Raw genomic sequence first — 19,800 nt, 5'->3', positions numbered from 1 at the left:
AATTCGCCGAGTGTGATCTCTCCCTTGTCGGCGATGCGCGCCTCAATCCAGCCGGTCACGCCGGCCAGTTTGCGGTGACCACCTCCGTTACCTTGCGGTCGTGGTGTCAGTGATCCGGTTTCCCGCCGCAGCTTGATCAGATCGTTCACAAATCTCGGCGAAACCCGGAAGTGCCGCGCCGCCTCGCGGTGCCCGTGACCTTCATCGACAAAAGCGACGACGCGCTCGCGTAGCTCTATTGGATGTGGTTTGCCCATCTGAGACCCCTATATCTGCCTCAACAGAAGGGAATCACATCACAACCAATCTGGGAAGCCTGAATCAGATAGGCCGCGAAACGCTCTAGTCTGGGAACACGCAGGAACGATCCTTCGGATCGTTGCTCCGCAAGGGATATTTCGGGTCAGAAGAAAACGCGGTCTTGTGCAGTCTTCTGACTGGAAATATCCTGGGGGGAGCGCGCTTTTGAGCGCGGGGGGCAGCGCCCCCCCTTTTTTAGCTACGAAGCGGCCTCGCGGGCCGCGAAGGCGCGAGCGAGGGCGGCGAAACGTTCGATGGAAACCCGTTCGGCCCGTTCTGTGGGGGCGATGCCGCTTTCCGTTAGCAGCGCTTCCACGTCTCCGCCCAGCCCTTTCAATGCGGAGCGCAGCATCTTTCGGCGTTGGTTGAAGGCCACGGCGACGACGTGACTGAGAGTCTCCGGGTCGGCGTCATAGAGCGGGGTGGGGCGCGGACGCATATGGACCACGGCAGAATGTACCTTGGGTGGCGGCGTGAAGGCCTCGGGCGGCAGGCGCAGGGCGACACGTGTTTCACAGCGCCATTGCGCCAGCACCGCGAGGCGGCCATAGGCCTTGTCGCCGGGCTGGGCCACGATCCGTTCGGCCACTTCCTGCTGGAACATCAGCGTCAGCGAAGACCAGTAGGGGGGCCAGCTCTCCGGCGTCAGCCAGCGGATGAGCAGTTCGGTGCCTACGTTATAGGGAAGGTTTGCCACGACATGGATAGGGGCCGGCAGATGGTCCAGCGGGTCGATCTCCAGCGCATCGCCTTCGAGAATTTCCAGTCGCCCAGGATAGGCTTCTGAGATTTCAGTCAGCGCCGGCAGGCACCGGGAGTCTTTCTCGATCGCCAGAACATGCCCAGCCCCCTCGGCCAGCAGGCCGCGGGTCAGCCCGCCCGGTCCGGGGCCGACTTCCAGAACGCTGGCCTGTGACAGGTCTCCCGGGATGCGGGCGATCCGGGCGGTCAGGTTCAGATCGAGCAGGAAATTCTGCCCCAGCGACTTCTTGGCCGCGAGGCCATGGGAGGCGATCACCTCTCGCAGCGGTGGCAGGCCGTCAATCGCACTCATCTGATTCCTTCCTCGCTTCGAGCGGCCGCAGGTTCACAGCGCCGCCCGGCGCGCGGCCATTTGGTCGGCCATGCGCAGCGCCTCGACGGTGGAGCGGATATCGGCGATGCCTTTTCCGGCAATGTCAAAGGCGGTGCCGTGATCGGGCGAGGTGCGGATAAAGGGCAGGCCGAGTGTCACGTTCACGCCACGGGCGAAATCCAGCGTCTTTATCGGGATCAGGGCCTGGTCGTGATAGGCGCAGATGGCGGCGTCGTAGCGGGCGCGGGCCTCGGGGTGGAACATCGTGTCCGACGGCAGCGGGCCGATCAGCTCGAAGCCTTCGCCGCGCAACTCGTCGAGCAGCGGCGACATCCATTCCAGCTCCTCGTAGCCCATAGCGCCGCCTTCACCGGCATGGGGGTTGAGCCCGGCCACGGCCAGCCAGGGGACGGCAATGCCGAAATCCTGTTGCAAGGCCTGGGCGGTAATGCGGATCGTGCGGGCGAGCAGCGCGGGCGTGAAAGTGTTGGGGACCTCGTTCAGCGCGATATGGATCGTCGTCGGCACGACACGCAGCGCCTCGCAGGCGAGCATCATCACCACGTGATCGACGCCCCCAAGGGCCGCGAGATATTCCGTGTGCCCGGGATAGGCGAAGCCGGCCCCGTCCTGCAGGGCCTTCTTGTTGATCGGGGCGGTCACGACGGCACCGGCGCGTCCCTGTTGGGCAAGCCCGACCGCGCGGGCGATCACGGCGATGACCTCGGCGGCATTGCTGGCCTTGGGCTGTCCCGGAATGGCAGGGCCGGGAAAGCGATGGACGAGGACCGGTAACGTCGTGGCCGAGACGGTGAGCGCCTCGGCCGGTTCGGCTATTTCGGACCAGTCGGTGCCCTTGGGCAGATGCGCAGGATCTCCGATCCAGGCGAAAGGCAGGCTGTCACGCAATTCGTTCCAGGCGCGCGCGGCAATTTCCGGGCCGACGCCGGCCGGCTCGCCGCAAGTCATGACCGGGGGCAGGGGGCGGGCCATTACGGGTACCGGATGATGGCATCCGCCTTGAGCTGGGCCAAGTAGGCATCGCCAAAGGTGGCGAGGCGCTGCGAGAACAGCTGGCGGCGCGCGAACTGGCGGTTCGCGGCATCCTCGACGGCGGGCGTGCGCGAGCACAGCATGACCATCAGCAGGTTGCTGCCTCGGGTAAGCGAGGCCGAAACTTCGCCTTCGTCCAGCTTGGCCAGCTCGTTTGCCACGTCACCGGGGACTTCGTTCACCGGCTTGGTGTGGATCATCAGGCGCTCGGGGGCGTTCTTGCGATTGATCCCGTAGAAATCGTCGCAGCGCTCGACCTTTCCGGCGATCTTCGCGGCCTCGCTCAACGCGGCCTCGCTCCGTCCGCCCGGGATCAGGTATTCGGCGAATTTGATGGAGCGGTCGGCAGGCGTTTTCGCCTCTGTCTCCCGAATGCCGAGCAGCTGGTAGACGGCAATCGCGTTGCCCTCGTCCATCGGGTCGCTCACGCCGCCAACGCTCATCGACAGGACCTCTTCCCGCAGTTCGGGCGAGAGCGTGTCGACGTTGATAATCCTGCCGGTCTGGCCGCCATTGGAGGCGGAGCCGGCGTCCGAATAGCGTTTGGCGGCGGCGGCGAATTGCTCGCGGCCGCGGATCGTCTGGCTAAGATCCAGCGCGAGCCGCTCCGCGCGGGCGCGCTGCTCGCTCGTGCCGGCGGACAGGCGGATCTCGGCAAGCTCGACCTCGGCGCCGCCGATACCGTTCTCCGCGAGGGCGCGGTCGACCTCGGCCTCGGTGATCTGGGAACGCTGGCCAAACCTGCCGCGCACCAATTCGCGCCAGCCAAGGCCGGCTTTCACGAAATCGCGCATGGTTTCCTGCGCAACGCCGGAGCCTTCGAGGGCCTGGATGAATTGCTCCGGCTCCATGTTGGCCCGCTCGGCGAAATCGGCGATGCCGGCATTGATCGCTTCCTGCGGGAGGTTGATCCCCGCGGACTCTGCCGCGTCCAGCCTGAGGCGGTCATCAATCAGCTGGTCCAGCGCGACCTGCCGGATATCGCCCGGGGTGCGGAACAGGCCCAGAAGGGTCATGCGCTGGCTGAGCTCGAAATTGGTGATCGCGCGGTCATTGACATAGGCAACCGGGGCAAAGGGGTTGCCGGATTGTGCAACGCCCTGTCCCGCTGTCAGGAACAGGCCTGCCGCCAACGCCAGCGCTGCCAGCTTTGCTCCACCCGCAAGTATTTCTCGGATCATTGCGCTTTGCCTCGCTCCTGCCTGCCGCCGGCGTTCCGCCGTGGTCTCTCGCGTTCTAGGACAGCCGACGCGGCCCGACAAGCCGCTCTAGCCACGACAGCCCAGCCTGACCGGTCGCGTGCGGCCCTTTCCCGTATTTCCGATGCCTGCCAGGTTGACCTGGAAGGAGAAACTCGTATCCGGCGATGTCTGGTCGTAATCGCTGTAGCTCCGCTCGAAGGCGAAATCGTAGTCCACGCATTCGGTCCGGTACTCCAGGCCGATCTCGGTCGAGGCGGCACGGTCCAGCGTCATGTCGTAACGCCAGTCGAGCGTCGTGGAGATCCGCTCGTTCACGTCCCAATCCGCCTCGATAGTCCATTCCTGCGTGTCGTAGTAGCGGGATTCAGTGATATTATCTTCCAGCCAGATGAAACTCGTGCCGATATCGAAATTGTCCCTGTTCCAATCGAGCCGCAGCTCGTTGCGGGTGAAATCGAAATTGTCGTCGAACGTGGCACGGTTGGCGACGGAAAGCCGGTTGGGCAGGTCGAACAGGACCTCGCCCAGCCAGTCGGATTCGGCTCCGTCGAAGATCGCGTAACCGTCGAACTGGCCGAGATCCTCGGATCGCAGGATGCGGCCAAAGGTCCAGCGCATGGACCAGCCGGTGGGGTCCGAACGCGTCCAGCTGAGGCCGAGATTGGCGCGCAAGCCTTCTTCGCGTTCGTCGGGGGCCGGGAAGCGGGAGAGCGAGTACAGGTTGCCGGAGTCGAACTCGAGCTGCGTGCTCTCGTCGGTCGGCGTGTCCTCGTCGCTTTCACGGCTCCAGACAAGCTGCACCACGGGTTCGATCACGTGGGTGGTGGCACCGCCCTGCCGGATCAGCGGCCAGCGCATTTCCGCCACGCCATACGGCAGGAACTCGGTGACCGAGGACTCGTAATTGCTGTCATGGGAGACCGCGGTGTGATCGAGGAACGTGCCCATTTCCGCGCCGAAGAGCAGCCCCGCGGGACCGATCCAGTTTCGCTTCCAGTCGGCGGTTCCGGAGAGGCGGCCGACGTCACGGCCGAGCACGTCCTCTTCCGAACGGCGCTGGTGACCGTGGAAGTCGAAGCCGAGGCTGAGAATGCCGCCCATATAGGCAGGCACAATCCGGCGATTGAAGTTGATATCGGTCACCCGGTAGGGCTGGTAATTGTTATTGTCTTCCGAGCGCAGCGACTCGTAGAAGATGACCTCGCCCTTGAAGAGCTTGTCCTTGCGGATCCGCTGCACCGTCACGGCGCTGTCGAGCCGGTCCTTGCCGTAATTGTAGTCATAGTCGTTGAGGTAATCCTCGTCGCTGGCCGTTTCGATATCGAAGCTCAGGAAATACTCGCGAGGCAGGCTGAAATAGCCATTGCCGACAACATAGGCGCGAAGCTCGTCTTCGAGCAGGCTGTCATTGCTGACCGCCCCGTTCATCTCGAAATACCCTCGGCGGAAGGCCTGCCGGTAGCGCAGTTCCAATGTCCGCGTATATCCGGTTCCGGCCGAGACATAGGGCGTGAGCGTCACGTCCTTGCTTTGGCCGAGCGGGATGAAATAGGGCAGCTTGATCCCGGTGCCGAGGTCGCTGGTGTTGCGGATCGAGGGGGTCAGGAAGCCGCGAGAACGTTCCAGTGTCGGATCGGGCAGGCGGAGTTGCGGCGCATAGAAGACGGGCACGCCCAGCACTTCGAAAAAGGCGTGATCGAAATAGATCTGCTTTTCTTCCTGGTCATGCACGACCCGTTTCGAGCGGATCTGCCAGACCGGGATCGGGCGTTTGGCGCAGACCTCGCACGAGGAGGCGACGGTGTTGTAGAGTTGGTTGTAGCGGCCGGAGACGCGGTGCAGTTCCACCGCCGAGATCTGCAACTGCTGGTCCAGAACCACGCGGGCGGAGTCCAGCAAGCCCTCGCGCAGGTCTGTCGAAAGCTGCGCGCTATCGGCCAGCACCACCGAGTTCGGTCCGTCCTGAAGGATGATCGGACCCTCGATGTCGAGGCTCTCGCTGTTGGGGTCGTAGGTGATCCGGCTCGCCTTGAGATGGTAATCGCCCTGCATCGCCTCGACATTGCCGCTGGCCACCAGAACGCCGTTTGCGTCGATGGAGACGCGGTCGGCGATCAGGGTCGAGGACAGGGCTTGCCCGTCCTGCGCAGATGCCGCCCCCGCGCCGCCCAGCATCGCGAGCGCCAGCGCAGCCCCGGCTAAATGGCGAATCCGGATGTCCTTCCACCCGCCCATCAGCCGTCCTCCGTGTGCAGAAGCAGGCCCAGCGACATCAGGAAGGCGATGGCGGGCGGGGCCCAGGCCGCAAGCATTACGGGGATATCCCCGTTCTGGCCGAGGATCTGGGCGAAGTTGCGGATGAAGAAGGCGCCGAAGCCCATCAGGAGCGCCAGAAGGACCATAAGGCCGGTCCGTCCGAACCGCGTATGGCGCATCGTGAAGCCCGCGCCGATCAGCACCATGGATGCGATGAAGAAGGGCAGGGCGAGTTCCATCTGGAACCAGACGCGATGGGTGCGCGCTGAGAAGCCGGCATTGTCCAGCTCCTCGATAAAGGCCGGCAGATCCCAGATCGGCACTGAGGAGGGCGATCCGAAGCTGTCGCGGATCTGTTCCTGAGTAAGGTTCGAGGGGATATACAGCGTTTCGTGCAACATCGCGCCGGATTCCGGGTTCTCTTCCTCCAGCCACCAGACCTTCACGTCGGTCAGGTTCCATCCGGTCAGCTCGAGCGCGGCCGACTTCGCGTCCGCCCGGCGCTGCGCCGTGCTGTTGCCGTCCTCGTCCGGCCCGAAGGTGACGAAGGTGACGTTGTAAAGCTCCGAGCCATCGTGGTTGGCGCGCTCGGCATGGATGACGGTCTGCCCCTCGGTGTCGCCCTGCCGTAGCCAGAGCCCCTCGCGGCTGACGGAGAAGGTCGAGCCGCCCTTGCCCGAGAAATCCGCCGCGCGTTGCTCATAGGCGTGTTTGGTCGCGGCCACGATGGGGTTCATGATGACGACGCCGAGAACACCAACGACGAAGGCAGCCATCACCGGGGCGATGATCGCGCGAATGGCCGAGCGGCCGGCGGCGCGAATGACCACGAGCTCCGAGGTGCGCGCCAGCGACAGGAACAGCGCCAACGTGGACAACATCACGATCAGCGGCAGGATGAGATAAAGCGTTTCCGGCACCGACAGGCTCGACAGCAGCAACGCGCCGGAAAAGGACAGCTCGGCGGCGTCGAACTGGCGCATCTGTTCGACCATGTCGAGCAGGATCATGAAGATGGCGAAGGTCGCGAAGAGGCCGGCGGTGATCCACAGGAATTTCCGGGCGACGTAGAATTGCAGCTTCATGCGGTCGCCTCCGGACGTTTGGCACGCTTCAGAAGCGGTGGCCGGCTGGAGATCCACAACATGGTCGAGGTTGCCACTACGCCGAGCGCACTGGGCAGGTAGACCAGCGGCCAGAGCGTGGCATCGCGCCGCGCGATATCGGCGGTGACGTTCTCGGCTGCCTGCAACAGGATGATCAATGCCACCGCGAGGCCGATCTGTGGCCAGACGCCAAATCGGCTGAATCCGCCCAGCATCAGCGCGGAAAAGCCCATGAGGGTGACGATCAGCGGGTTGAAGGGCTGCGCGATGCGCAGGTGCCCCTCGTAGAGGAAGCGCGCCCTGTCGCCGCGTGCGCTGTCCAGGTCTTCCTCGGTCGGGTTGAACAGCGTCAGCGTGTCGAATTCCCGAAGGTCGCGCTTGCTGCGTCCCGAGTTCGTCATCAGGGCGCCGACATTGTAGGTGAAGCTGTCGAACGTGGTGATGGCCAGGCGCCTGTTCTGGACGTCGAACGTATGGGCGGCGCCGCCCAGCATGACCAGCTTCGGACCGCTCTCGTCCTGCACCAGGTAGGCCTTCGGCGCGAGGTAGTCGGTGCGGGTGCCCTTGGTGCGGGCGTCGGAGAGATAGACGTCCCGCATCTCGCCATCACGCTCGATGGAGCGGATATAGAAGGTGATGCCGCGCGCGGGATGCAGGAATCGTCCCTCAGTCAGCATCTGGGCGGCGATGTCGGCCTCCAACTCCTGCATTTGCTCGGCCATCTGGATGCGGCTGGTCGGCACGAGGAAATGCACGAGTATGGCCATGAGGAGCGAGGCAAACAGGCCGAAAATGAAAACCGGCCGCGCCATACGCCAGGGCGACATGCCGACCGCCTGGGTGATGACAAGCTCGCTCTCGGTGGTCAGCCGGTTGGTGACATAGACCGAGGCGACGAAAGCCGAAATCGGCAGAACCATGCGCACGACGTTGGGCAGGGTGTAGAGGGTCAGGGTGAAGAAGGTTCCGGCCGACTGGCCATCTGAGAGAATCTGGTCGAACAGAATCACCGCCCGGTTGATCCAGTAGACAGAGACCAGCACCAAGGAGAAAAAGCCGAAGAGTACCATCAGCTGATAGGTAAAATATCGGTCGAATCTTCTCACGTTGCATGGCCTGTTTGTCGGTTTCCCTTCGAGTTACAGAATTCGACGGGACGAAGGAACCTGCCGATTTCGGAATGCGGCAGTTTGCTTGGATTTCCGCCGTTTTAGCGTGTGAATTTCGGGGAACGTTACACGGATGCATCTGCGTGTGGCGTCTTGAGGGCCCCGAGAGAATCGAAACTGCCGGTGTCCGGTGCGAAGCCGGCTGCCGCGGCTCAGCCATCCCGGCCCCGTGGGCGCACCTCGTATCCCGGTTCCTCGGGTTCGTCATCGACCATCTCGGCGGGAAAACCCGGCGCGCGGATGTCGAGCCCGGTGGCCTCTTCCAGCCGCCGGATGATGTTGGGCGACAGCTCCCGTCCGCCATAGCGCGCCTCGCCGTCCTGAAAGATCCGGTTGAGCAGCGGCGAGACCTCGAGCGGCACCCCGTGCATGTCGGCCAGCGCCTGGAACAGGCCGATATCCTTGTTCACGAGATCCATGGTGAAGGAAATGTCCCGCGAGCCGTTCAGGATCACCTGGCTCTCGGTTTCATGCACGAAGGAATTGCCCGAGGAAATCCGGATCGCCTCGTAGGTCGTGGCAAGGTCCATCCCGGCTGCCTTGCAGGTGACAAGCGCCTCGCAGAGAGTGACCAGGTTGGCGGTGGCAAGGTAATTGGTCATAACCTTGAGCACCGAGGCCGTGCCGATATCGCCCGTGTGCAGCACGCGCCGGCCAAGCGTGGTCAGAACGGGCAGGACGCGCTCGAAACTCTCGCGCGTGCAACCGGCGAAGATCGAGATATTGCCCGTATCGGCGCGGTGGCAGCCGCCCGAGACGGGACATTCGATCGCTTCGGCGCCCGTGGCCCGCACCAGTGCCGCCAGGCGGACGATCTCGCCGGAATCAGTGGTGGACATCTCGGCCCAGATCTTGCCCGCGCCAAGCCCTTTCAGCAGCCCGTCCGGCCCTTCCATCACGGCGGCACAGGCCGACGGGCTTGGCAGACAGGTGATGAGCAGTTCGCAGTCGCGCGCCATCTGTGCGGGGCTGTCGCCCGCCGCCGCACCGCGCGCAACGAAAGGCGCCATCGCCGTGGCGTCCAGATCGCGCACCACCAATTCATGGCCATTGCGCAGCAGGCTGCCGGCAAGTTTGCCGCCGACATTGCCCAACCCGATGAAACCGATCTTCATGATACCCGCCTCCCTGAGTGTTCCTCCCGATGAAACGGGCATTGCCGGGCCGAAAACCGCCTGTCTGCGACATCGGGCCGTCGCTGCGGCGGTATGCCAAGGAATGCCCAGAATTCTTTTTACAGCCTTGTCGCCAGAGGGTTTATTGGCGCCATGACACCCGAGACACGCGCCCCTTTGGCCGATCATCCCCGCCGGTTCGAGCTGGCCAACGAAATGCATGCCCGGCCCTTTCCCTCGCTGGATGCGCCTGCGCACGCGCTGTTTCTTGCGCTCAAGGCGCCGCGCGATGCGGCCGCGCGCGACAAGTCGCTGGACCGTGCCCACCTGATCGCGCTGCTGGACCGCTTCGGGGCCGATCATCCCAAGCCCGGCGCGACGCATTGGTTCGGTGAGCTGGGGCGGCACAAGCTCAAGTGGGAATGCCACACGGAGTTCACGACCTACACGCTCTTCATCGACGGGCTGGAGGAACGCCCCTTCGACGCCTCTGAATACGAGCTGTTGCCAGCAGACTGGCTGGCCGAGGCGCCGGGCGCGCGGATGACTTCGGCGATGATCCGGATCGAGAAGCTGGACGAGGACGACGCCGGAGTCGCCCGCAAGCTCTCCGAATGGTTCGTCTCCGAGAGTGTCGCGGCGGCACAGGTACTGGACGACGCCGCCGTGCTGGCGGGCGATTTCCGCATCGACACCGCAGGTCACATGCGTTTTGCGGTGTTCGTGCGCCCCGATATCAGCCAGCGCCGAACCGGGCGGATCGTGCAGCGGCTGACCGAGATCGAGATCTACAAGGCGATGTCGCTGCTCGGCCTGCCGCGAGCGCGTGAGCTGAGCGAGCGGATGGGCACGCTCGATGCCCGCCTGACCCACCTGATGAGCGATCTGACCGGCGAAAACAGCCCGGCCGACGAGTCGCTGGACCAGCTTCTGGAAATCTCCGCCGAGCTGGAAAGCCTTCTGGCCAGTTCCTCCTTCCGGTTCGGGGCAACGGCGGCCTACGAGGCGATCCTGCATGACCGCATCGACGTGCTGCGCGAGTCTCGTTTCGAAGGGCGGCAGACCTTCACCGAATTCATGACCCGGCGCTACGATCCGGCCATGCGGACCGTGCGCTCCACCGAGCAGCGGCTTCGGGCTATGGCCGAACGCGCCGCGCGGGCGGGCGACCTGTTGCGCACGCGGGTCGATGTGGAACGACAGGCGCAGAACCAGCGCCTTCTGGAAAGCATGGATCGCCGGGCCGACCTGGCTTTGCGGTTGCAGCAGACGGTCGAGGGGCTGTCGGTCGTCGCCATCAGCTACTACGCGCTGAACCTCGTCAGCTATGCCAGCTATCCGCTCTACGAACCGCTCGGCATGTCCAAGGGGCTGGCCACCGCGCTGCTGACACCGGCGGTCGTGCTGCTGGTCTTCATGATGATCCGGCGGATCAGAAAAGGCATGCATTGACGAAACGTCAGGCAGATTTTTTCGGCCCAACCTTGGCCTTTTGGATAGGTCTCGGGAATTTCAGCACAAATCGGGCTGTCCGTCGCATTGAATTTTTGATCGATTGGTCATAGCACGCGCCCGTAACAAGCGAACCACTCCTAGATCCTCCCATGTCGATACCTTCTACTGATTCCTTTCCCGGTCTCTTCCTGCAGGTTGCCGCGCGTTTCGCGCGGCGGCTCGATGGCAGGGTGGGCAGCGAAACCGAGATCAAGCCACCCTATCTCGGGGTGCTGTTCGTGATCGGGTGCAATCCCGGCATCCGGCAGGGGCTCTGCGCCGACTCCCTCGGCTACGATGCGACCACTTTCGGGCGCTATGTCGACCGCCTTGTGCGCGAAGGGCTCGTGCTGCGGGACATTCCCGAAACGGACCGCCGCGCGATCAGCCTGACGCTGACAGAGGAGGGCAGGGAGATTGTCTCGGATTGCGCTCCCATGGCCCAGGAGATCGACGAGGAGGTGCGCGCCCGCATGGGGGCGGCGGAGTGGGAAAAACTCTCCGAACTGCTTGAACGTTTTCTCGACGTGTACGATCATCCGTTGCCGCAAATTCTCCGACGCGATCGGAGCGCCCTGTAACCACCCCAAGGATGGTCCGCATGCCCGTCAAGAACCGCCTGGCTGAGCTTCACGAAGAAATCACGGCATGGCGGAGGGACCTGCACGCCCATCCGGAATTGCTCTACGAAACCCATCGCACCTCGGCTTTCGTGGCCGAGCAGTTGAAGGCGTTCGGCTGCGACGAGGTGGTGACCGGCATCGGCCGCACCGGCGTCGTCGGCGTCATTCGCGGACGAAAGGACACCCAAGGCCGGGTGATCGGGTTGCGTGCCGACATGGACGCGCTGCCCATCGTCGAGGAGACCGGGTTGCCCTATGCCTCGCAAAACCCCGGCGCGATGCATGCCTGCGGCCATGACGGGCACACGGCGATGCTGCTGGGGGCGGCGAAATACATTGCAGAGACGCGGAATTTCGACGGAACGGCGGTGGTGATCTTCCAGCCCGCCGAAGAGGGCGGCGCCGGCGGCAAGGCCATGTGCGATGACGGGGTGATGGAGCGTTTCGGCATCCAGGAAGTCTATGGCATGCATAACTGGCCGGGCATCGAGGTGGGAACCTTTGCCATCCGGCCGGGACCGTTCTTTGCCTCGGCCGATCACTTCCAGATCGAGCTGGAAGGCAAGGGCGGTCACGCCGCCAAGCCACACGAGACGATCGATACCACGCTGATGGCGTCGCATCTGGTGGTCGCGCTGCAATCCATCGTTTCGCGCAATGCCAACCCGGTGGAGCAGATCGTCGTCTCGATCACGAGTTTCGAGACTTCCTCCACCGCCTTTAACGTGATCCCGCAGAAGGTTGTGCTGAAGGGGACCATTCGCACACTGAAGCCGGAACTTCGCGACTTGGGCGAAAAACGGCTGAAGGAAATCACTGAAGGCACTTCCGCAACCTTCGGCGGTCAGGCCAAGGTAAAATACTATCGGAATTACCCGGTAATGGTGAATTGGGCCGAACAGACAGATTTCGCCGCAGCGGTGGCAGCCTCGGTTGCCGGAGAGTGCCGGGAGGCGCCGCTGATCATGGGCGGAGAGGATTTCTCCTTCATGCTCGAAGAGAGACCCGGCGCCTATATCCTTGTCGGCAATGGCGATACGGCCATGGTACATCACGCGGAATACAATTTCTCGGACGAGGCCATCCCAGCGGGCTGTTCCTGGTGGGCGGAAATCGTCGAACAGCGGATGCCGGTGGGCTGACTTAACTGGCGGACTTACTGCATTTCGGCGGTTTGTGCGGGTTTCGGATGTTGGAAGAGGGGGATTCGCCCCACGCTCGTGCGAGCGTTCCCCCAGGATATTTCGAGAAAGAGGATGAAAAGCCGGACTCGGCTTCGTCTTTCCAAAAATATCTCTGCCGCAGGATCGTTCACGTACGCAAAGCGCGCGTCCTGGACGGCGGCAAGTTCCACGATTCAGACTGCCGCCGTTTCCGGTTCTGGTTCCGTTTCAGGCCGGGCTGATCAGCCGCCGAAACTGTAGTTGAGGCCCAAGGTTACCGAGTGGTAATCCGGCGTTGCTTCGGTCGAGTAGCCACCATTGCTCAGCTTTTCGTTGCCGTAATTGGTGTATTGGTACTCGCCTCGGAGCGACCAGTTGTCGGAGATGTTCCGCTCAACGCCGAACCCGCCGAGATAACCGGTGCGACCGTATTCCTCGGAAATATCGCCGCCGGCCGCGCGCTCGACCGAGTAGTCGAACTGTCCGTGCGAAGCGCCCGCGAAACCGTAGAGCAGAGTGTCGGTTGTGGCTTCCCAGCCAAGCGAGCCGCGAAGGGAGACGGCATAGTCGACTGTGTTCTCGCCCTCTCCCTCGCTATTGTCGAAATCGGCGCTGATATTGCCGAAAGTCGCGCCAAGTTCGACGCCGATGATGGCGGGGTTCAGGTCCCAGCGATAGCCGGCCTGCACGGCGAAAGACCCGCCGCCCATATCCAGATCGCCGATATTGTCGGTTCCGGAAATGCCGGGGCCTTTCACGCCGACCTTGTCGTCGCCGGGGAAGTTGTAGCCGAGGCTGGCACCGATATAGGCGCCTTCGAAACCGGTTGGCCCGGAGTTGACCTCGATGATTGGCTGAGGCTCTGGCGTGCTCGGTGCAAGCCCGCCGGCCAGGGCCGGGCCACAGAATGCAGTCAGCGCGACCGCGATTGCGATATGCGATGTGTTCATGATGTTGCCTGTCGTCTTTTTTATCTTGCTCGAGCAAGGGCACCGGATTTGGTCGGCCCGCTTGCTGGCATCAGACCTAGAGAGCAGCGGGGGCGCGTCGCAAGTGGCGGGATTCGGCCGGCGGTTCGACGATTCGCAGTGTTGCCCAAATCATGCATTTTTGCCGTATATTTGTATCAGGTGAAACGAAATTACGGCACTCTATAAAAGTATAATAATTACAATTGCCTAGATCGCCCACTCATGCGGGAAGCCAGGCGCGCGGTGGGCGCGCCTGGCGAAGCGGTCACTCCGCTGCGCGCAGGGGCGGCTTGCCGGCGGGGGACGTTTCGCTTTCGGTTTGCTCAGGCGCATTTTCTGCCCGGTCCGGTTCTGCCTCCGGTGTCGGTGCGGGCGGCGCGCTGTCTTCTTCTTCCGGTTCTTCCGGCAGCCAGATCAGTTCCGGGTTGCGGACACGGCGCGCCGTGCGGGTCAGGCGCGCATCGCGCGCGGCCCGACTGCCGCGCCCGAAGCTCAGAGCCCGCAAGATGGCGACGCTGCGATAGGCGCCGTCCCAGAACCAGACGCGCAAAGCGAGCAGGGCGGGGGTTACGATCAGGGTCAGAACGGTCGCGGTGCCAAGGCCGAAGACCACCGCCGTTGCCAGCTGCTTCCACCAGAGCGCGGTGGGGCTGTCGAGCGTGTAGCCGCCGTTGAAGAAGTCGAGCGAAATGCCCAGCATCATCGGCGTCAGGCCGGCAATCGTGGTCGAGGTGGTCAGAAGCACGGGCCGCAGGCGCTGCTCCGCGGTGCGAATGATCGCCTCGATCCGCGGCATGTACTGGCTGAACTCCTGGTAGGTGTCGATCAGCACGATATTGTTGTTCACCACGATGCCTGCCAGCGCAACGATGCCGGTGCCGGTCATGATGATGGAGAATGTCTGGTCCATCACCAGCATGCCGATCAGTACACCGGAGGTGGAGAGCACCACGGCGAGCAGCACCAGCACCGAGTTGTAGATCGAGTTGAACTGCGTCAGCAGGATGATGAACATAAGCCCGAGCGCCCCGGCAAATGCGGTTTGAAGGAAGGCGGCGCTCTCGGCCTGTTCCTCTTCATCGCCGGTCCACTGCCAACCGATATCCGGGCCGAAAGGCTGCTCGTTCTCCATCCATTCGGTCAGAAGCGTAATGCGTTCGGTGGCGGTGACCGGGGCGACGGTCAGGCCCTGCTCGCTGATCCGCATCGCCGCGTTGGTCTGGGCGGCCTCGGCCGGCATGATCTCGACGATCTCGCCATCGGCGTTGACCAGCTTGACCAGGCCGGAGGTCACATCGGCCTTCACGTCGAAATAGCGCTGAGAGTCCACCCGGTCGATCCGCGCCAGTTTCGGAACCGGCTGCCGGGTGACGAAGTTGGAAAGCGGAATGAGACCGTCCGGCGTGCGCACCTTGAGGCTGTCCAGCGTGGTCAGCAGACGGTCCTGTTCGGGCAGGCGGACGCGGATGTCGATCTCCTCGTCGGAGCTGTCCACGCGCATCGTGTCGAGCAGGATGCCGCGGGTGATAAGCTGCACCATCCCGCCGACGATGGCCACATTTGCGCCGTAACGGCCGGCTTTTTCCACGTCCACGTCGATCTGCCAGTCGATGCCGGGCAGCGGCAGCGTGTCCTCGATATCGAACAGGCCGGGCATTTCCTCGAGTTTGGCCCGCGCGGTCAGGGCGGCCTCGGTGAGCGCCTCCCAATCGTCGCCGGTCAGGCGAAGATGGATCGGCTTGCCAGCACCCGGGCCCATGGCAAGGTCGAGCACCTCGACAAAGATGCCGGGAATCTGGTCCATCTTGGCGCGTAGCCGCTCCAGAACGAGGTCGCCGTCCAGTTCCGGCTGTTCCTTTCGATCCTCCCAGCGGATCATTTCGAGCTGGACCTGGCCGATCGTGTCGCGGGGGGAGGAGGCACCGCCGGTGTTGGCGTTGAGTCCTCCCTCGCCGGCAAAGGCAAACACGGAATCAACGCCCGGCTCGGCCAGAGCGATCTTCTCGACCTGCGCCACGAGCGCGTCTTTCTCGGCAAGCGACAGGTTCCCGCGGGCGCGAACATAGATGATCGCCTGTTCCGGCTCGTTCTCGACGAAGAACTCGGTGCCGTTATTGTTTTCGCCGAAATAGGCGAAGGTCGCGAATATGAAGAAGGCGACTCCGCCGACCGTGACCAGCGGCATGATCGGGTTGGCAGTGAGGAACTTGATGAAATAGCCGAAAGCGGTGCGCTGATAGCCGGCCGTCACCCGCTTGCGCTTCCATTGCGGCTTGGCCGCGTCGGCGGTGATCGAGGTGGCGAAAGCGCCGAAGAAGAGAATGCCGACACCGGCAAGACGCGCCATGGTGGCGGGCATGTCGGGCGGCAGGATATAGCTGGGGTTCAGCACCTGCATGGCGCCGAGGAAGATCAGGAACATCGAGGGCGGCACCAGCGCCGCCCTGAGAATCCAGGGCCAGCGGCGCAGCGCTTCGGCGAGGTGGTGGAAGGAGCGTGCAAGCCGCCCGGTGATGCCGCCCACCACTGGCAGGAAGACCAGCGCCACCACCAGCGAGGCCGAGAGCACGAAGATCAGCGTGATCGGCAGCATCTTCATGAACTCGCCCGAGACGCCGGGCCAGAACAGCATCGGCAGGAAGGCGCAGAGCGTGGTCGCGGTGGAGCTGACAATGGGCCAGAACATCCGCTTTGCGGCCTCGACATAGGCGTGCATCGGTCCGGTTCCGGCGGCTATGCGCTTGTCGGCATATTCCACCACAACGATGGCGCCATCGACCAGCATGCCGACCGAGAGGATCAGCCCGAACATTACCATGTTCGAGATCGTCACATCCATTGCCGCAAGGAAGCCGAAACAGAGCAGGAAGGACGTGGGAATGGAGAAGCCCACCAGCAGCGAGGGGCGCGGCCCGAGTGCGGCCAGCACCACGATCATGACAAGGCCGATGGCGGTGAGCACGGAGCCTTCGAGCTGGCGCACCATGGATTCGACTTGCACGGACTGGTCGTTCGATGTGCCGACGACAATGGCGTCCTGCAGCTCAGGTGGCCATTTGGCGCGTTCGAGCTGCACCGTCTCACGCACCAAAGCGGCGGTGTCGATGATGTTGTAGCCCTTGCGCTTGACCACCTGCAGCGCGACGGTCTTCTCGCCGTCGAAGCGCGCCGTGCCTTCGCGATCCTCGAAGGTGAGCGAGATCGTCGTCAGGTCGCCCAGCGTGACAACGGAATCGCCGTTCACCTTCACCGGCAAGCCGTAGATGTCGCTCGTCGTATCGAAGGAGGAGGGGATCTTGACCGCGAAGGCGCCGGCATCGGCTTCGATCTCGCCGGCAGCGATCAACTGGTTGTTGTTGACCACCGCCTGGATCAACTCGCTGGCGGTGACGTTGTAGGCTTCCAGCTTTAGCGGGTCGATGACCACCTCGACCATCTCGTCGCGGTGCCCGGTCAAAGCGGCCTCCAGAACCGGCTCGAGCCTCTCAAGTTTGTCCTGCAAGTCATTGGCAACGCGTAGCAATGTCCGCTCTGGAAGGCGGCCGGTCAGGTTGACAATGATGATCGGGAACTCGGAGAAGTTGAACTCCTCCACCGTGTAGTTCTCGGCGCCGTCGGGGAAATTGCTCTCGGCCTTGTTCATTGCCGCGCGCACATCGGCGAGCGTGGCCGACTTGTCCCAGCCGAAATCGAACTCCATCACCAGGTTGGCATAGCCCTCCACGGCGGTGCCGGTCATCCGGTCCAGCCCGTCGAGATCGGCCATCTCGGTTTCCATCGGCTTGACCAGCAGCTTCTCGGCGTCGGCAGCCGAGATGCCGGGGAAGGGGACGGAGATGAAGACGGCCGGGATCTCGATATCCGGCTCGCCCTCCTTGGGCAGGTTGAAATAGGTCTGCGCGCCAGTCACAAGCGCCAGAAGGATGATCCCCACCGCCATACGCGTGTGGTGGGAGGCCCAATCGACAATGCCTCTCATGGATATGCTCCCCTGCGCCGTCTCACTGGCCCAGACCTTCTTCCTGATAGCTGACCTTGAGCGGAACGCCGTCAGTCACATATTCCTGCCCGACGACGATCACGTCCACATTCGTGGGAAGCCCGGCGACATAGACGCCCCCGGGCGTGTCGCGCAGGAACTGCACCGGGACGAAGGCGGCAACCGGGCCGGCATCGGATTGCTCGACGATGCGCACGCCAAGCGTGCCCGCGTCATCCAGCGTCAGCGCCGAGCCGGGCAGCAGGTGTGCGGCCTCCCCGGTTGCGGCGATGGCGATATCCGCCGTCTGGCCGTCACGGATGCGCATGTCAGCGTTTGGGACCTCGATCTCGACCCGGAAGGTGCGCGTCTGCGGATCAGCGGAGCGCGACATGAAGATGACCGTGCCGGCGACTTCCGACCCCGAGACAAGGCGTGCGCCGGCTGGCGCGCCCACCGCGACCTTGTCGACCTGCGTCTCGGGCACGAAACCCACCAGCTTCATCGGCTGGAGTTGGATGATGGTGGCGCAGGACGATCCCGGCTGCATCAGCGCGCCAAGCTCGGCGGTGTCGGTTTCGAGCAACCCGGCAAAAGGCGCCTTCAGCGTGACCCGATCTATTTCCTTTTCGGCCAGCGCCACCGCGGCGGCCGCGGCTTCGACATTGGACGTAGCCGCCTCCAGCCCGGAATGGGCCGATTCGACATTTGCCTCGGCGGCCGAAACAGCGGCCCGCGTCGAGGCAACGCGCGTCTCGGAGGCAAAGCCGCCTTCGATCAGCTTCGTTGCGGCGCGGTTGTTGATCGCCGCCTCGGCCAGCAGCGCTTCGGCCTCGATCACACGGGCCCGGGCCACCGGAATCCCGGCCTTCGCCGAGGCCAGCAGCGCCTTGGCTTCGCTGAGTTGTGCGATGCGCGGTCCGGGGTCGATCTCGCAGAGCAGGTCTTCGGCTTGGACCATCGTGCCCTTGCGCAGGGGGTCGGAGACGATCGGCCCGGAGGTTTCCGCGGCCACGACAACTTGGCGGGTGGCTTCCGTGCGGCCACGCAGGATGACGGCGCTGTCGATGACCTGCGCCGTGGAGGCCACGGCCACGATGGACACCCGCTTGGGGTCGTCGTCGGTATTCTCGATTGTTTCCGCTACGTCATTTGTGCCATCGGGCGCTGCAGCGGGCGCCGCCGGGCGTCCGGTCTCAATGCCCGCAAATTCGAACACGGCGTCGCGCTCCATGATCAGCATGTAAACGACACCGGCCACGATCGCCGCAATCAGGAAGGAAAACCACTTCATGAAATCCGCCTTTCCGGTCGTCGTAATTCGATAAACCTCCGCGCAGAGATGTATTCAAAGCGGTTCGAAGGCAAGGGTCGACGCCAAACAAATGTGCATCAGTGCCCGCTCGGTGGCAATTGCCGAGGCAATTTGCAGGTCTTGGCAATTGCAAGGGCTTCGGGGTAAGAGAAGGCGTTTTCAAGGCGCTGCAAATAGCCTGCAGATGCCATCAAGGCGCCAAGGCGCATAGAACGGGCAGGGACGCATGAGCGAAGCCGACAGCTTTATCGACGAGGTGAACGAAGAAGTTCGCCGGGAGAAGCTTTTCAGGACTTTCCGAAAATACGGCTGGATCGGCATTCTTGCGGTGGTGATTATCGTCGGTGGCGCGGCGGTGAACGAGTATCGCAAGGCCAGTGCCCTGGCCGCGGCAGAGGCGCTCGGGGATTCGATTATCGCCGCGCTCGAGCTTCCCGGCGCGCCGGCCCGCATCGGCGCGCTTGGCGAGATCGAGGCAAGCGGCCAGGTCGAAACCGTGATCGAGCTTCTGGTCGCGGCGGAGCAGACGGCGACCGACGACCCGGAGGCCGCCGTGGCCACGTTGACGCCGCTGGCAAGTAACCCTGATATTCCCGCCGTTTATTCGGATCTCGCCGCGTTCAAGATCATCCTTCTGGGCGGCGAAAGCGTCACGCCGGAGCTGCGCGCGCAGCTTCTGGACCGGCTGGCGACGCCCGGCGCGCCCTACCGGCCGCTGGCGCTCGAACAGCAGGTGCTCACGCTCGCGGCAAATGGCGAGACCGAGGCCGCGATCGAGGCCGCCAGGGCGCTTCTGCAGGAGCCGCAATTGACACGGGGCTTGCTTGATCGTGTGACACAGTTGATGTTGGCGCTCGGCGCCGAAATAGGGGATGTTGCGGGCTAAGACCGCAACCGGAACCGGAGCGGCGACGGGGCGGCGGCCCTGCAAGCACGGAATTGTACGGGGGAACGAGCTGTGAGGGTACTGGGATCTGCG

The 19,800-nt window shown here is 63.6% G+C and carries 15 protein-coding genes; 4 read left to right on the top strand and 11 right to left on the bottom strand.

The annotated features are described in order from the left end of the window. The 8 genes from BLR85_RS10175 to BLR85_RS10140 all read right to left on the bottom strand — a co-directional run. A partial coding sequence (locus BLR85_RS10175) for a helix-turn-helix domain-containing protein (protein WP_139188350.1) occupies positions 1-257 on the bottom strand: 257 nt, incomplete at its 3' end. 242 nt (positions 258-499) lie between these two features. Continuing rightward, positions 500-1,354 (bottom strand): 16S rRNA (adenine(1518)-N(6)/adenine(1519)-N(6))-dimethyltransferase RsmA, encoded by an 855-nt coding sequence (gene rsmA, locus BLR85_RS10170; protein WP_093154985.1) that lies wholly within the window; start codon positions 1,352-1,354, stop codon positions 500-502. Between the two features lie 33 nt (positions 1,355-1,387). Then, positions 1,388-2,368, bottom strand: coding sequence for a 4-hydroxythreonine-4-phosphate dehydrogenase PdxA (gene pdxA, locus BLR85_RS10165; protein ID WP_093154981.1), 981 nt, complete (start codon positions 2,366-2,368; stop codon positions 1,388-1,390). Beyond that, positions 2,368-3,609: a peptidylprolyl isomerase gene (locus BLR85_RS10160; protein WP_093154978.1), complete on the bottom strand. Its 1,242-nt coding sequence runs from the start codon at positions 3,607-3,609 to the stop codon at positions 2,368-2,370. Before BLR85_RS10160 ends, pdxA begins: the two co-directional genes overlap by 1 nt. Positions 3,610-3,696: 87 nt before the next feature. Beyond that, positions 3,697-5,865 carry an LPS-assembly protein LptD gene (locus tag BLR85_RS10155; protein ID WP_093154975.1) on the bottom strand — a complete coding sequence of 723 codons (2,169 nt, stop codon included), beginning with the start codon at positions 5,863-5,865 and terminating at the stop codon, positions 3,697-3,699. After that, the gene (lptG, locus tag BLR85_RS10150; protein WP_093154972.1) at positions 5,865-6,971 is read right to left on the bottom strand and encodes an LPS export ABC transporter permease LptG; all 1,107 of its coding nucleotides are present in this window, start codon (positions 6,969-6,971) and stop codon (positions 5,865-5,867) included. Before lptG ends, BLR85_RS10155 begins: the two co-directional genes overlap by 1 nt. Beyond that, positions 6,968-8,098 (bottom strand): LPS export ABC transporter permease LptF, encoded by a 1,131-nt coding sequence (gene lptF, locus BLR85_RS10145; RefSeq protein WP_093154970.1) that lies wholly within the window; start codon positions 8,096-8,098, stop codon positions 6,968-6,970. The genes lptG and lptF overlap by 4 nt, the downstream gene beginning before the upstream one ends. Positions 8,099-8,313: 215 nt before the next feature. Further along, a complete protein-coding gene (locus BLR85_RS10140) occupies positions 8,314-9,276 on the bottom strand; it encodes an NAD(P)-dependent oxidoreductase (RefSeq protein ID WP_093154967.1) in 963 nt (320 codons plus the stop codon). Between the two features lie 153 nt (positions 9,277-9,429). Here BLR85_RS10140 and BLR85_RS10135 point away from each other — a divergent pair, with 153 nt between their 5' ends. The 3 genes from BLR85_RS10135 (at position 9,430) to BLR85_RS10125 (ending at position 12,535) form a co-directional block, all read left to right on the top strand. Beyond that, positions 9,430-10,728, top strand: a complete 1,299-nt coding sequence (locus BLR85_RS10135; RefSeq protein WP_093154964.1) for a DUF3422 family protein — start codon at positions 9,430-9,432, stop codon at positions 10,726-10,728. Positions 10,729-10,880: 152 nt separating this feature from the next. After that, positions 10,881-11,351 carry a MarR family winged helix-turn-helix transcriptional regulator gene (locus tag BLR85_RS10130; RefSeq protein WP_093154962.1) on the top strand — a complete coding sequence of 157 codons (471 nt, stop codon included), beginning with the start codon at positions 10,881-10,883 and terminating at the stop codon, positions 11,349-11,351. A gap of 20 nt (positions 11,352-11,371) precedes the next feature. Next, positions 11,372-12,535, top strand: a complete 1,164-nt coding sequence (locus BLR85_RS10125) for a M20 aminoacylase family protein (RefSeq protein WP_093154997.1) — start codon at positions 11,372-11,374, stop codon at positions 12,533-12,535. Positions 12,536-12,798: 263 nt separating this feature from the next. Here BLR85_RS10125 and BLR85_RS10115 read toward each other — a convergent pair whose 3' ends face one another. The 3 genes from BLR85_RS10115 to BLR85_RS10105 all read right to left on the bottom strand — a co-directional run bounded on the left by BLR85_RS10115 (position 12,799) and on the right by BLR85_RS10105 (position 18,800). Continuing rightward, a complete protein-coding gene (locus BLR85_RS10115; protein WP_093154956.1) occupies positions 12,799-13,506 on the bottom strand; it encodes an outer membrane protein in 708 nt (235 codons plus the stop codon). Positions 13,507-13,792: 286 nt separating this feature from the next. After that, a complete protein-coding gene (locus BLR85_RS10110) occupies positions 13,793-17,506 on the bottom strand; it encodes an efflux RND transporter permease subunit (protein WP_093154953.1) in 3,714 nt (1,237 codons plus the stop codon). A 22-nt stretch (positions 17,507-17,528) separates the two neighbouring features. Further along, complete coding sequence (locus tag BLR85_RS10105; protein ID WP_093154950.1) at positions 17,529-18,800, bottom strand: efflux RND transporter periplasmic adaptor subunit; 1,272 nt, start codon at positions 18,798-18,800, stop codon at positions 17,529-17,531. A 247-nt stretch (positions 18,801-19,047) separates the two neighbouring features. Here BLR85_RS10105 and BLR85_RS10100 point away from each other — a divergent pair, with 247 nt between their 5' ends. Beyond that, on the top strand, positions 19,048-19,707 hold the full coding sequence (locus BLR85_RS10100; RefSeq protein WP_093154947.1) for a hypothetical protein: 660 nt from the start codon (positions 19,048-19,050) through the stop codon (positions 19,705-19,707). Positions 19,708-19,800: the final 93 nt, after the last annotated feature.

Source organism: Aliiruegeria lutimaris, assembly GCF_900099935.1.
Taxonomy (GTDB): Bacteria; Pseudomonadota; Alphaproteobacteria; order Rhodobacterales; family Rhodobacteraceae; genus Tropicimonas; species Tropicimonas lutimaris.
The sequence above is the reverse complement of the archived record's forward strand: the minus strand, read 5'-3'. Positions and strand labels throughout refer to the sequence as shown.